General features: G+C 41.7%; 11 protein-coding genes. All 11 read left to right on the top strand.

The window, feature by feature from the left end; translation table 11 throughout:
- Positions 1–92: 92 nt before the first annotated feature.
- The 11 genes from HGJ98_RS09170 to HGJ98_RS09120 all read left to right on the top strand — a co-directional run bounded on the left by HGJ98_RS09170 (position 93) and on the right by HGJ98_RS09120 (position 14,757).
- The gene (locus HGJ98_RS09170; protein ID WP_291350766.1) at positions 93–1,571 is read left to right on the top strand and encodes a 4-hydroxyphenylacetate 3-hydroxylase N-terminal domain-containing protein; all 1,479 of its coding nucleotides are present in this window, start codon (positions 93–95) and stop codon (positions 1,569–1,571) included.
- Between the two features lie 39 nt (positions 1,572–1,610).
- A complete protein-coding gene (locus HGJ98_RS09165; protein WP_291350765.1) occupies positions 1,611–3,164 on the top strand; it encodes an acyl-CoA carboxylase subunit beta in 1,554 nt (517 codons plus the stop codon).
- A 342-nt stretch (positions 3,165–3,506) separates the two neighbouring features.
- Positions 3,507–5,159: a long-chain fatty acid--CoA ligase gene (locus HGJ98_RS09160; RefSeq protein ID WP_291350764.1), complete on the top strand. Its 1,653-nt coding sequence runs from the start codon at positions 3,507–3,509 to the stop codon at positions 5,157–5,159.
- 63 nt (positions 5,160–5,222) lie between these two features.
- Positions 5,223–6,431, top strand: a complete 1,209-nt coding sequence (locus tag HGJ98_RS09155) for an acyl-CoA dehydrogenase family protein (RefSeq protein ID WP_291350763.1) — start codon at positions 5,223–5,225, stop codon at positions 6,429–6,431.
- Between the two features lie 14 nt (positions 6,432–6,445).
- Positions 6,446–7,582: an acyl-CoA dehydrogenase family protein gene (locus HGJ98_RS09150; RefSeq protein ID WP_291350762.1), complete on the top strand. Its 1,137-nt coding sequence runs from the start codon at positions 6,446–6,448 to the stop codon at positions 7,580–7,582.
- 20 nt (positions 7,583–7,602) lie between these two features.
- Positions 7,603–8,712, top strand: coding sequence for an NADH:flavin oxidoreductase (locus HGJ98_RS09145; protein WP_291350761.1), 1,110 nt, complete (start codon positions 7,603–7,605; stop codon positions 8,710–8,712).
- Positions 8,713–9,052: 340 nt separating this feature from the next.
- Positions 9,053–10,252, top strand: coding sequence for an ABC transporter substrate-binding protein (locus HGJ98_RS09140; RefSeq protein ID WP_291350760.1), 1,200 nt, complete (start codon positions 9,053–9,055; stop codon positions 10,250–10,252).
- Between the two features lie 473 nt (positions 10,253–10,725).
- Positions 10,726–11,139, top strand: coding sequence for a MaoC family dehydratase N-terminal domain-containing protein (locus HGJ98_RS09135; RefSeq protein WP_291350759.1), 414 nt, complete (start codon positions 10,726–10,728; stop codon positions 11,137–11,139).
- A gap of 49 nt (positions 11,140–11,188) precedes the next feature.
- Positions 11,189–12,055 (top strand): 3-hydroxyacyl-CoA dehydrogenase family protein, encoded by an 867-nt coding sequence (locus HGJ98_RS09130; protein WP_291350758.1) that lies wholly within the window; start codon positions 11,189–11,191, stop codon positions 12,053–12,055.
- A 51-nt stretch (positions 12,056–12,106) separates the two neighbouring features.
- Positions 12,107–13,756: a long-chain fatty acid--CoA ligase gene (locus tag HGJ98_RS09125; protein ID WP_291350757.1), complete on the top strand. Its 1,650-nt coding sequence runs from the start codon at positions 12,107–12,109 to the stop codon at positions 13,754–13,756.
- Between the two features lie 134 nt (positions 13,757–13,890).
- Positions 13,891–14,757, top strand: coding sequence for a 3-hydroxyacyl-CoA dehydrogenase family protein (locus HGJ98_RS09120; RefSeq protein WP_291350756.1), 867 nt, complete (start codon positions 13,891–13,893; stop codon positions 14,755–14,757).
- Positions 14,758–14,947 lie beyond the last annotated feature (190 nt).

The raw sequence follows: 14,947 nt of genomic DNA, 5'->3' as shown, positions 1-14,947 counted from the left end.
GGGAATAGGACCCCATACTCTGTTGTTAGGTTCCTTCATTGAAGATTTGAGGTCAGACTAGGAGTTCATTAAATTAAAGGAGGGTTATTGAATTGAGAACAAAAGCGCAATATATCGAGGGATTAAGTAAGAAGAATAAAAATCTATATTTTAACGGTGAGAAAATAGATCGGCTTGATGAGCGCCAACAAGGGGCAATCAACGTCATGGGTTTATCTTTCGATGCGGCCTGGGACCCCGCTACTAAGGACCTTTTTACAGCAACCTCCCACATCACTGGGGAAACTATTAACCGCTTTAACCACATTCACCAAAGCGTTGACGACTTGCACAAGAAGCAAGATATGACTCGTATGTTAAGCCACAAGGTGGGAGGGTGTATCCAACGGTGCATGGGTGTAGACGCCGCTAACGCCATTAATGCAGTGTCTTACGAAGCACAGAAATCCCCTGATGCCAAAACCGCATATCATGACAACTGGCTAAAGTGGCTGGAACGCTTTCAGAATGAAGACTTAGTAGCTAGCTGTGCACAGACAGACGTCAAAGGTGAGCGCCTAAAACGCCCAGCGGAGCAGACTGATCCAGACATGTACGTGCACGTTGTCGAAGAGCGTAGCGATGGGATTATCGTCCGAGGTGCAAAGGTTCACATTTCTGAGGCTTCAATTTCCGATGAGATTCTAGTAGTACCAAACAGGGCACTAAAAAAAGGTGAAGAAGCCTATGCAGTTTGCTTTGCAGTTCCTTCAGACTATGAAGGTATTAAGCAGGTTGTCCATTTACATGGTAGTCGTAAGCGTGATCACTTTCAGAGGGGAATTGAAGTAGGCTACACAGATTCGTATATCATCTTTGACGATTGTTTTGTTCCTTGGGAACGTGTGTTTCTCTGTGGGGAAACCCAGCATGGTGGTCTAACAGCTCTGTTGTTTGCCCTCTTTCATAGGCACTCCTACTCTGGCTGTAAGCCAGCCACACTTGACTATGTCATCGGTTTGGCGGCTCTGGCAGCAGAAATTAACGGTATTGAGAAGACTCCACATGTGCGCGAACTGTTATCTAAGCTAATTATGACGGGTGAACTCGGATACGCAGCCGGCTACACGGCTTCAGCTCTAGGTAAGCCGGAAGTCTACATGCCCGGCATGGGTCTTGTACCCTATGGACCTGGGAACTATATACCAAATTCTATCTATGCCAACGTCGGAAGGTGTCTAACTGGTGAGGCAGTATTCCATGAACAAGAGATCCTTTGTGATATCGCAGGGGGTTTGCCTGCAACCTTCCCCTTTGAAAAAGATTTAGCCAACCCTGAAACCAAACATTTGTTGGAGAAGTATCTCAACCGGAACCCGAAAATCCCCATTGAGGAGCAAATTAAATTTTGGATGACGTTTATTGACTTTGGTCTGTCTGGATCTGCAGGAACTGCCCAATATGGTGCATATCATGGTGGTGGTTCTCCGATCATGGAACAGATCGCTATTACTTCTCAGTATGACATAGAGGCCAAAAAGGATATTGTAAGGGCTATTGCTGGAATGACACCTAGGTCGAAAAAGCAGTAATACGATAGACTCTCAATAGGTTTCAGAGGGGGTTATAAAGTGACTTGGCAACCCGAGGTTGACGAATTACACAAACGAGAACAATTAGCTAAACTAATGGGGGGAGAAGAGCGGGTCGCTAAACACCGAGCCCAAGGTAAGTTGACGGTGAGAGAGAGAATCGACCAACTCCTTGATCAAGGTACGTTTCACGAAACAGGGGCTCTGGCTGGTAAAGCAATTTATGAGGATGGCAAGATGACGGATTTCCGTCCAGCTAATTTTGTCCTGGGTACGGGTCGTATTGAGGGGCGTAAAGTTGTGGTTGGAGGGGATGATTTTACCGTACGCGGGGGAGCTGCAGACGGGTCAGTCCGAGGTAAACAGGAGTATGCAGAGCGTATGGCTCATGACCTTAAAATTCCTATAGTTCGTTTTGTGGATGGCACTGGGGGTGGGGGAAGCGTTAAATTTTTGTCCAACGAAGGGTATACTTATGTCCCAGTGAATCCTGCTTGGGACTTGGTGGTTGCAAACCTTGGTCGTATCCCAGTGGTAGCAGCCTGTCTCGGATCAATAGCGGGATTAGGCGCCGCTAGGGTCGTTACCTCCCACTTCTCAGTGATGGTGGAAAGTAATTCCCAGGTGATGGTGGCGGGTCCGCCTGTTGTAAAATTCGGGACAGGAGAAGAATTAACGAAAGAGGAACTTGGAGGGGTCCTTGTTCACAGGGCCAGCGGGGTTGTCGATAATGTCGTTAAATCAGAACAGGAGGCTTTTCAACAAATTAGAACGTTTCTTTCCTATTTGCCGTCCAATGTATGGCAGCTTCCGCCCGTTATAGCTTCAACCGACGATCCTCAGCGTAAAGAGGAAAAATTACTCGCTGTAATTCCGCGCAATCGAAGGCGACCCTATAAGATCAGGGAAATATTGCCCATGATCTTTGATCAAGGCTCTTTATTCGAAATGGGACGTTTTTATGGTGCCGGTACAGTGACGATGCTGGCACGCTTAGAGGGTCATCCAGTAGGTGTAATCGCCCCTGATCCCTTTATACGAGGTGGAGGGCTTACTGATAAGGGAGCCGACAAATTAGAACGCTTTGTAGACCTTTGCCAAACATTTCATTTGCCCATTGTTAATCTGGTGGATCAACCTGGAATGGATATAGGTTTGAATGCCGAAAAACGAGGGACAATTCGAAGAGGTGCTCGAGCTATAGCTGCTATCTACCAAGCTACAGTGCCTATGCTTGAAGTTATATTGAGACGAGTTTTCGGTGTTGGTGGAGCAGGTATGATCAATGGGCACGCTCTTCATTTGCGTTACGCTTGGCCTTCGGGTGACTGGGGCTCCCTTCCTTTAGAGGGAGGAGTTCAAGTGGCCTATCGGCGGGAGTTAGAGGCCAGTCCAGATCCAGAAGCTCTGCTTAAAGAAATTATGGCTGGCATGGAATCCGTCCGTTCACCGTTTCGCACAGCCGAAGCTTTTGGTATTGAGGAGATTATTGATCCTCGTGAAACTCGACCACTTCTTTGCGAATGGGTGAGAGATGCTTATGCCCTATTGCCAGAACTATTGGGGCCCTACCAACATGCCATGCGACCATAATCAGAATAAGCGCCGTGTGGGATTATAAAGAATATGTCCAACTATTAAAATCAATGGGAACAAAAGAACTAATTTAGGAAAACCTGATTAGTTCTTTTCTTTTGAAGCGCACTCATTGTATACATTGAACACAACGAATTAGAGAATTGTCTACAAAGTAAATAATATTATTCATTTGTGAGGACTTAATTATCGATAGGACTTAGGCTTGCAATTGTTTTCTGAGTGGCACAAATATTGCAGTTGAAAGTCAGAATATTCACAAAAAAATTGTAGCAATTAGTTTAGCTTAACAATATCTAATTTATAAAAGGATAGTGATGCTAAATGTTAACTAACCACTTGAAGTATTGGCCAAAGCGCTTGGCTACAACTCTGCCAGTTCCAGAGACCAGTGTTTATGATAACCTTGCGGTATCAGCCAGAAGGTATCCTAATAAAACTGCAATTCACTACTATAGTGGTTCCATAACATACCGTCGCTTTAAAGAAGAAGTAGACGCCCTGGCAGGGTTATTACAGCAACAACTTGGGGTAGCCAAAGGGGATAGGGTAATAATATTTATGCAAAATTCTCCCCAGTTTATCATTGCTTACTATGCAATCCTGCGGGCCAATGCTGTGGTAGTACCAATTAATCCCATGAACATTACAGAGGAACTTGCTATCTATATTGAGGATAGTGAAGCTAAAATTGCCTTTGTAGCTCAAGAACTCTATGATCAGGTGGCTCCTTTACCACAGCGTACTCCTTTGCAGCATGTAATCGTTGTAACCTATAGTGACTATTTGGAAAAGGACTATGATCTTCAGATTCCGCCCGAAGTGTTAGTGCCTAATCGAACCTTTGCTGGTGATGTCATTTATTGGCGAGACGCAATAGCCTTAGGGTTGGAACCTGGTCCACACTTATTAGGTGCAGAGGACATGGCGATATTACCCTATACCTCTGGAACAACAGGGAAACCTAAGGGGTGTGTTCATTCGCATCAAAACCTGAACACCAACACCGTTAGCTCTGCCGCTTGGCGTGACCTGACTGTCAGCAGCGTTACCTTAACGACCCTACCGCTATATCATGTCACTGGTATGATGCACAGCATGAATGCACCCATTTTTGTCGGTAGTACCATAGTTTTGATGAGTCGCTGGAACAGAGACTTGGCGGCAGCATTGGTCCAACGCCATGGTTGTACGCACTGGACCAATATTTCAACCATGGTCGTAGATTTCCTCGCAAACCCATCCTTATCGAACTATAATGTGAAATCTCTCTTAAGTGTTGGTGGTGGTGGGGCACCTCTGCCAGAGGCTATCGGTGAAAAACTGTTTCGACTGTTAGGGACCCATTATACGGAGGGTTATGGACTTAGTGAAACTATATCACAAACCCATATGAATCCACCGGAACGACCAAAATTACAGTGCATTGGAATTCCAATTTTTGATGTTGACGCAAGGGTGATAGATCCAGATACCTTGCAAGAATTAGGGCCCAACGAACAGGGAGAACTAGTCATAAATGGCCCGCAAATGTTAAAAGAGTATTGGCGCAGACCGGAGGAAACAAAAAAAGCCTTTATTGAGCTAGAAGGTAAAAAGTTTTTGCGTACTGGAGATATAGCTAGGTACGATGAGGAAGGTTATTTCTTCATGGTAGACCGGGTAAAACGCATGATTAATGCTTCTGGCTTCAAAGTCTGGCCGGCAGAAGTAGAATCCGTTTTATACAGGCATCCAGCAATTCAACAAGCCTGTGTGATTGGAATACCGGACCCACATAGAGGTGAGACCGTTAAAGCCTACGTAATCCTTAAGCAAGATGAGCGCGGTGAGTATTGCGAACAAGACATCATTGAATGGGCTAAGGAGCATATGGCGGCTTACAAATATCCTCGTCTCGTACAATTTGTTGATAGCTTCCCTATGTCTGCCAGTGGCAAGCTTCAATGGCGTAAACTCCAAGAAGATGAACTGAAAAAGATAAAGCGTTGAATTTACTCGTTAATTTGATGGTTTCTTGAATTAATATCAAAATAGCAGAGGAGGATTTCAGAAGTGAACTTAACAATGAGTCCAGATGATCAAATGTATCGAGCAAAATTTCTGAATTGGCTTAAAGAGAATATCCCTACCGAAGTTGCTTGGGCAGAAGAGGATATATCAGAAGACTGGCAAACCCAGGCGGAAATCTTTCGAAACTTCCAAAGAAAACTGTTTGATGCGGGATATGCTGGAATACATTGGCCTAAAGAATACGGAGGGCAAAGCGGAACCCTAATGCAGCACATTATTGTAACTGAGGAGTTAAGTGCTAATTATCCATGGAAGATGTTCGACAGTCTTTCCGTGGGATTAGTTGCACCAACGTTACTTTCACGTGGCACCGAGGAACAAAAAAGAGAATTTATTCCCAAAATCCTCTCTGGTGAGCACATATGGTGTCAGGGATTTTCAGAACCTAACGCTGGGTCAGATTTAGCTAATTTAAGTACTTCTGCAGTTCGTATGGGAGATCGATATATTGTAAATGGTCAAAAAGTATGGACAAGTATTGGGCATTTGGCAGATTATTGCATTTTGGTAGTAAGAACTGATCCCAAAGCCAGTAAGCATAAAGGTCTAAGTTATCTGCTGGTTGATATGAAGAGTCCTGGAGTTACAGTAAGGCCTATAAAACAAATAACAGGTGAAGCAGAATATAACGAGCTTTTTTTTGACAACGTTGAGGTTCCTTTAGACAGACTAGTGGGTAAAGAAAATGAGGGTTGGTTAATCGCGATAACCACCTTGATGTTTGAAAGAATTATGAATGAGGTTAGTATCTTGCCAAAGCTCCAAAAGTCCCTTGATAGGCTGATAGACCTTGCAAGTAATACTATCCGTAACGGTCAGGTTATTATTAAAAACCCAGTTTATCGGCAAAAGATTGCACTGTTACAAGTAGATGTAGAAGTTATGCGCCTGAACCAGTACAGGAACCTAGCTACCCTACTAAAAGGAGAAATGCCTGGTCCAGAAGGTAGTATCGGCAAGATATTCTGGAGTGAGTTAAACCAACGAATGCAGGAAACCGCTTTAGAGATTATGGGTCCCTACAGTCAATTACTCAAAGGGTCGAAGTTTGCTAAAGATAACGGTAAGTGGACGTTTGATTTTTTGCGAGCTAGGGGTAATACCATTGAAGGCGGTACAACTGAAATTCAAAAGAACATTATCGGTGAAAGGGTACTCGGCCTACCTAAAGATGCAGTTCGCAGAAAGTAAGGAGGAGGAAATCAGTGGATTTTACCTTGACTATAGAACAAGAGATGTTAAGACAAAGTGCCCGAAAATTTTTGAATACAAACTTTACGAGTGATTATGTTCGGGAGATGTGGGAAAACACTCAGGGCTATGAACCAGAGATGTGGACGAAAATAGCTGATCTAGGGTGGATGGGTTTGACTATCCCCGAAGAGTACGGAGGTTTAGGTCTCACTTTTCGGGACTTGGGTGTTATCTTACATGAAATGGGACGGGTCGTTATGCCAGGACCTTTTTTCTCAACGGTAGTATTGGCAACGGAGTTGATCAAAATGGCGGGAAGTGAAGCCCAAAGGTCTAATCTCTTAGAAAAGATTGCCTCGGGAAAGTTAATAGCTACTGTTGCCTTGTATGAAGAGGAGGTTGAGTGGGGAGCGGACGGAATCAAACTTTCAGCAACTAAAAACGGTGAAAGCTATTCTTTACTGGGGACGAAACTTTTTGTGCCAGATGCTCATTGCGCGGATCTAATCATCGTCGCAGCAAGGACTCAAAAACACGTTGACGTAAATGAGGGAATTTCATTATTCCTAGTTGATCCTCAGGCGGAAGGAGTCAAGATTGAACGTTTACCAACCATGGACCATGGAAGGAAACAGTGTGCAGTATCTTTTTTAAATACGACTGTTTCCAGTAATGAGATATTGGGGGAGGTTGGAAAAGGATGGATTATTCTTGAGAAAATGTTAACCCGGGCTAATATTGCCTTAGGTCTTGAAATGCTGGGTGGCGGTGAAAAAGTTCTGGAAATAGCAACCGAGTATTCTAAAGTCAGGGTTCAGTTTGGACAGCCCATTGGTTCGTATCAAGCGATCAAGCATAAATGTGCTGAGATGCTTTTGCAAGTAGAAAGCTCTAGATCTATCGCAGAGTATGCTGCATGGACGGTAGACGGTAATCCTCACGAAGAAAGTAAATCGGCTTCTCTTGCTAAAACCTACGTAGGGAATATGTATCGAAAGGCAGCTGCCGCCACGCTCCAAATACTCGGAGGTATAGGTTTTAGTTGGGAGCATGACATCCACTTATATTATAAGCGTGCGCTGGCTTCTGAAGCTATGTTTGGAGACACTGTGTTTCATCTTGAACATCTGGCTAGTCAGTGGGATTAGATTAGATGATGGAGGGAACTATGAGCGTTTTATTTGAGCCTTATCGTATTAGGAATTTAGAAATTAGAAATCGGTTTGTCAGATCTGCTACGTATGATGGTTATGCTGAACCCAATGGTCATGTATCTGAAGAACAAATCAAGCTATACTCTGATCTGGCTGAAGGAGGGGTCGGATTAATTATAGCGGGTATAGCCTATGTTCATCATTCTGGTCAGGTATCACCATTTCAAAACTCAATCGCAGGGGATGAAGATATATCTAGCTTTAAGAAACTAACAAGTATAGTTCATGAACGTGGTGCCAAAATTGCTCTTCAACTTTTTCACGGCGGGAGAGAAGCAAACTATGTGAAAACAAAAAATAACCTACCCCTTGCCCCGTCAATCATTGAAAATGATCCATATTATTTAGGTCAGCATCAAGCCATAACCGAAAGAGAAATTTGGGAGATAATTCATTCCTTTGGGGACGGAGCTAAAAGAGCAAAGGAAGCTGGTTTTGATGCTGTACAACTTCATGGCGCTCATGCATATTTGTTAAGTCAATTTCTTTCCACGTATACAAACCGAAGACAGGATCAATGGGGCGGAAATCTAGAAAACCGTCTTCGGTTACATTTCGAAATATATAGGGACATTAGGAAAAAAGTTGGCAAAGATTATCCAGTATTCATTAAACTTGGAGTAGAAGACGGTTTTTTGGGTGGACTAGAGTTTAATGAGGGAAAACAAGCGGCCAAACTACTAGCTGATTTTGGATTTGATTCTTTAGAAATTAGTCAAGGTTTAAGGGGAAAACGATATATTGGAACCGAATACAAAACTAATATCAATAGCATTCACAAAGAGGCTTACTATCGTAATTGGTGCCGAGAAATCAAGAACAGTACAGATACTCCTATCATGATGGTCGGTGGTTTAAGAAGTTTTTCTCTTATGCAGGAGATTGTTGAAAGTGAAGAGGCTGATCTTGTTTCGATATGCCGGCCCCTTATTTGTGAACCAGGACTCATTAATGCCTGGAACACTAATCAAACCAAGAAAGCAAAATGTATGTCCTGCAATAAATGTGTCGATGCAATTTTTAAAGGAAAGTCAATTCAATGTAAACATGGGTTTGAAAGATAACATTTGAAGATAAGCAATAAAAGAAGGACTAAACATCTGTTTGGTCCTTCTCTCTGTTTAATGCGTAGATGCTAAGCCTTTTCAATAATCGTCATCTATATGTACGCATAGAAATGTGCGTATAGTTATACATAAATAGTCTTAAAGTGTATAGAGAGTACACATATTTTTGATTAATAGTAAGATATAGGTAAATAACGAATGGAATAAAACTTGCATACAATAGTCAGTGTATTAATAATATTCAAATAATTCAGACATGAAAGGGGGAAAAGCAAAGACATAGACAGTAACGGTTAATCACTTTTTAAGGTGGTAAAAAAAGAAAGAGGTGCAATAAATGAACCGTAAGAATTGTATAGGTCTAGTAATTACCCTAATCATACTGTTGGTTATTACAGGGTGTAGTACCAAAACTGCTCCTATTAGCACCACCTCCTCTACTAGTATGGAGATAAAGACGATTAACATCGGTTATACTGGGCCCTTAAGTGGCGGCGCTGCATTATATGGTAAAGATAATACAGATGGATTGGATATGGCTGTAGATGAAATTAATGCCAAAGGAATGATTGTCGGTGGACAAAAGTATAAACTCAATTTAGTTAAATTAGATGACCAATACTTACCAGACAAAGCTGCGACAAATGCACGAAGATTAAAGGCGGAGTACAATACACCTGTCATATTTACACCACACAGTGGGGGTGCTTTTGCACTTCAACAATTCAATGAAACTGATGGATTTTTGCTCGCGGCTTACACCAGCGAACCGAAAGTTACTTCGGGGGGGAATAAATTAACACTTCGAATTCCTCCCCCTTATAGTCTATATCCAGAAGAGTTCTCCAAGAAAGTAATGGAAAAATACGGTAAGAGAATTGCGTTAATTCCAACCACAAGTCAATATGGAAAAGATTGGACTTCAGTGCTCCTTCCGACCTGGGAAAAGCTAGGTGGTACTGTTGTAGCTAATAATCCAGTGGACTATAATAAAGAAGCTGATTTCAATACCTACATCAGCAAAACCTTAGATAGTAAGCCAGACGTATTGTTCGTAGGTGGGCCTTCCCAACCAACAGCTATGGTTATTAAACAAGCAAGACAACTAGGGTTCAAGGGTGGATTTTTAGTCATGGACCAAGCCAAAGTAGAACAAATGGCTGAAGTGGTTCCTTTAGCAGAATTGGACGGAGTTGTAGGTGTTGTGCCAGTCTATCTATACGAGGGTCCAGGTACAAAGGCCTTTGTGGATCGATTCAAAGCTAAATATAATAAAATACCTGCATGGGAACCTACTTGGAACTATGAAGTCATGATGCTCGTAGCGAAAGGGATTGAAAAGTCTGGGAGCGTAACGGATGCAACCAAGATTTTTGAAGGAATCAAAGCTTGCATGCCTTTTGATGATCCTAATCTCGTTGTTCCCTTACCTGGAGTCGATGCAGGTGGAGGCATGTTGACAGATGGAACAGGGATCATGGTAGAAAACCAGAAATACGGCAAGCCATTCTCGATTAAAAACCCAGCGGCTAAGTAATTCCGATTTCATTATTTACAAAATCTTAGAACTAAAATAAAGACCAGAAATTTTGAAAGGGCGTAATGAAAATGAGTCTTTACGCCCCTTCTTGTTGGTTGAAATATCATTCTTCAGAGATTGAAAAACATGTATAGTATTTACACAAAAGTTTGAAAATTCTGTACTGATTTCATACACCAATAATATGTTTCCGAAGTCGGCATTACGTTATTTATAGGGTTTAAAGAAGACAAATGCGAATGGCATAAATCTTGCAATTTATATTATCAGAATATTTAAGAATATTTAAAAAGAGGTGATGCCATAAGATTATTTACCTATTAAAACTGTTAGAATTTTATCGTGCAAAGTGGGCTATAGACCGGGAAAAAGCAAAAAATTTTAAGAAAATTATTCAGAAAATTCTAAATTAAAGAATAATGATATTTTCTTACTCGAATTAGATCTGTAGAAAGGAAAAGACGCAGCCTATGATTGGCAAAGAATTAATTGGCCGGGAAAGTGAGCCAGTTTTATTAAAAATAAAGCTTGAGGAAGTGCGTAGGTTCGCAGAGGCCGCAGGAATCCAGTGTAATAACCAAGTGCCTGCAACGTTTGTTGGAACTTTAATTCAGTCTAATATTGGGGGAATCGAGTTACCTATACCCGGAATGATTCATGGAGAACAAACGATTATTTATCATCGACCACTATTTATTGGAGACAGCCTAACTTATAAGCGTCGTGTTAAGGATGTCTATGAACGCATGGGTAAGAGCGGAAAGTTAACTTTTATAGTGATTGAGACCACTGGTCATGATTTTGCAGGGGAATTGGTGTTTACCAGCAGTTCTATCTTAATAAGCCCAGTTCAAGAGGGAGAGAAATTATCAGATAACCTTTAGTATTGTTATCTTAAAAGTATAAATGGAAAAATATATCAGGAGGTTAATAATGGTAATTAATGACATTAAGAAAATTTGTGTTATTGGTGCTGGTAACATGGGTCATCAAATTGCCTTATGTACAGCTTTGGCAGGCTATCAAGTAAGCTGTACTGATATTAGTCAAGAAATGTTGAATAAAGCCGAAGATTTTACACGAACTTATTTGCCCGAGCGGGTTGCTAAAGGGAAAATGCAGCAAGACCAAGCAGACCAAGCTTTCAAAAATCTTCGGTTTACCCAGAATTTAGAGGAAGCTGCTGAAGATGCAGATTATGTAATTGAGGCAGCTGTGGAAATAATGGATATTAAACGGAAGCTTTTTGCTGAACTGGATCGAATAGCTCCACCTCATGCAATTCTAGCCACCAATAGTTCATTTATTGTCAGCTCAAAGATTGCTGATGCAACGCAGCGACCAGATAAAGTGTGCAATATGCACTTTTTTAATCCAGCCTTAGTTATGAAACTTGTTGAAGTTGTGCAGGGACCGCATACCTCCCTAGAAACCGCACAAATAACCTTGGATTTATGTGCGAAACTTGGTAAAATCGGCGTCTTGCTAAAGAAAGAAATCTATGGTTTCTTAGTGAATCGAATTTTATCGGCGCTACATCAAGAGGCCTTATTTCTGGCTGATATGGGAATTGCGAGCCCGGAAGAAATTGATCTGGCAGTAACTAATGCTTTAGGACACCCTATGGGACCATTCCGACTCATGGATTTTACAGGTATCGATCTTTCTTATTATATCGGTATGGAACGATATCGAGAAACCCGTGATCCTAAAGATAAGCCCTCCCCCATAATTATAGAGAAATTTGCTAAAGGGGAATATGGCAAGAAAACAAAAAAAGGTTTTTATTCATATGAGTGATAAAGTGGGAGCCTTAAGGATTGGATAACTAGGAAAAGGGAGGATGAAAGGATGCCGAGAAGAGAGAAACTTTGGTTAAAGAGTTACCCAAAGGATGTTAGATATCATATAGATTATCCTTTTAAATCGCTTGGTCAATTTTTTGATGAAACTGTGGAAAAGATGCCGGACACAACGGCTATGATTTTTGGAAGTCAGACTATTACCTATAAACAGTTCGGAGATCAGGTCAACCGTTTTGCCGGTGCTTTAGCTGGTATAGGTGTTAAAAGAGGGGATCGCGTTGGGCTCATGGGTCCAAACTGTCCTCAATGGGAGATTGCCTTTTTCGCTATACTCAAACTAGGTGCAATTGTTGTGCAAACAAACCCAATGTATATCGAACGTGAAATAGCCTACCAAATGAACGATTCTGGAGCAACGACAATCATTGTTCTAGAGATGATGTATCCAAGGGTTAAGAATGTATTAGAAGAAACTGCATTAGAGCGGGTAGTTGTTTTTAATTTTATGGCACCAGTTATACCTGCAGAGGGGATATATTCATATGATGAATTAATCAAACATGACCCTGTATATCCCAAGGTAGCTATTAATCCCGTCGAAGATCTTGCCGTCTTACAGTATACGGGTGGCACTACCGGTGTATCCAAAGGGGTAATGCTTACTCACTTTAATTTAATCGCCAATACCCTCCAAGTTCTTGAATGGGATCCTAACATAAGGTATGGTCAAGATCGGATTCTCACGATCCTACCGGTATTTCACGTATATGGCATGACAGACTGCCTAAATTTTGCCGTGGCTATTGCGGCTACGCAGATAATTTTGCCGCGCTTTGATGTTGATCAATTGCTTGAAACCATTCGCATCCATAAGCCTACTTTTTTTCCAGGTGCGCCAACTATGTTTATGGCAATTAACAGTCATCCCAAGATCGCCGAATATCGAGAAAGTATCGTGGCGATCAAATCCTGCACAAGTGGCTCGGCACCATTGCCCCTAGAGGTGGCCCAAAAGTTTGCCGAAGTTACGCATGGCGAAGGAGTTTTAGTCGAAGGTTATGGCTTGTCTGAGGCTTCCCCTGTTACGCATTGTAATCCACTCGATCGACCTACGCTTCCCGGCTCTATAGGATTGCCGCTCCCTGATACTGATTACGTAATAATGGATTTGGAAACAGGGGATCATGAAGTCCCTGTGGGTGAAATAGGGGAATTATGTATTAGAGGCCCACAGGTGATGAAAGGGTATTGGCAAAAGCACCTAGAGACGGCTGAAACCCTACGTAATGGTTGGTTGCATACTGGTGATATAGGTAAAATGGATGACGACGGTTTCTGCTATATTATTGACCGCAAGAAAGACATCATAATTGCTGGCGGATATAATATTTATCCCCGTGATATAGAAGAAGTCCTTTATGAACATCCTAAGGTTAAAGAGGTTGTTGTAGCAGGGGTGCCCGACCTCTATCGTGGGGAAACCGTCAAAGCCTATATTGTTTTACAGCCTGATACTGAAGCTGACGAAATGGAATTTATCACCTTTTGCAAGTCTAGGATGGCTGCTTTTAAAGTCCCTCGACATGTAGAGTTTAGAGCTGAATTACCTAGGACTATCGTAGGAAAAGTCTTGCGCCGACAGCTTGTAGAAGAGGAAAAGGCAAAAATTCAGGCAGCCGCAGCCAGCCAATCCTGAGTAAGAACAAGTCCTTCGCAGTGAAACTTAAAATTTACACAACCCTCAAAGATTGGTTTATTCACCAGTCTAGAGGGTTTTTCTTCTATAATTGGCACGGTTATTGCATCTTTGATTAAAATGGGGGGATGAATATGAACATTCAAGACATCAAAAAGGTCTGTGTAATTGGGGCAGGCAGTATGGGTCATCAGATTGCGTTTTCTGCTGCATTAGCAGGATTTAAGGTTAGTTGTATGGATATTAGCGAGGAGATGCTGAACAAAGCTCAAAATTTCGCATACACTTATTTTCCAGATCGAGTTGCTAAAGGAAAATTAACGCAGGATCAAGTTGATCAGGCCATTCATAATTGTTCTTTTACGCAAAACTTAGAGGATGCTGCACGAGATGCGGATTTTGTCATAGAGTCCGCTGTAGAAAAAATTGAAGTTAAACGCAAGCTTTTTGCTGAACTAGATAAACTTACTCTTCCTCATACAATACTGGCGACGAACAGTTCGTTTATTGTCAGTTCGAAGATCGCTGGATTCACTAAACGTCCTGAAAAAGTGTGCAATATGCATTTTTTTAATCCTGCTTTAATGATGAAATTAGTTGAAGTGGTGCAAGGCCCACATACTTCCACGGAGACAGCACAAATTTCGATGGATTTATGTGATAAAATGGGTAAACATGGTGTTTGGCTAAAGAAAGAAATCTACGGCTTTTTAGTAAATAGGATCTTGTCCGCACTAAGTCATGAGGCACTGTTTCTCGCTGATATGGGGATTGCCACTCCTGAAGAGATTGATATGGCAGTTACGAATGCTTTAGGTCATCCCATTGGACCGTTCCGGTTGAAGGATTTTACAGGAATTGATCTTTCGTACTGTATAGCTATGGAACGATATCAAGACACTCGTGATCCTAAAGATAGGCCGTCTCCCTTAATCGTTGAAAAATATGTCAAGGGCGAATGGGGTAGGAAGACGAAAAAGGGTTTTTATTCATACGAATAAAAAAAGTATCGTTATTTTACTTACTGTAACAATTAATTGAATTATAAATCATAGAACCCCTCTACGTCTGATCAATTAGGAATGGAGACACTGTATTTTGTATTATCGAACGTTTTGTCGTTATTTATTGTTCATCCCAGATATAAACGGTTGAATCATTGGTGTTCTTGTGTTAAGTTAAATTATACAA

The sequence above is a fragment of the Desulfosporosinus sp. genome (assembly GCF_014237355.1).
In the GTDB taxonomy this organism is placed as follows: domain Bacteria; phylum Bacillota; class Desulfitobacteriia; order Desulfitobacteriales; family Desulfitobacteriaceae; genus Desulfosporosinus.
The sequence above is the reverse complement of the archived record's forward strand: the minus strand, read 5'-3'. Positions and strand labels throughout refer to the sequence as shown.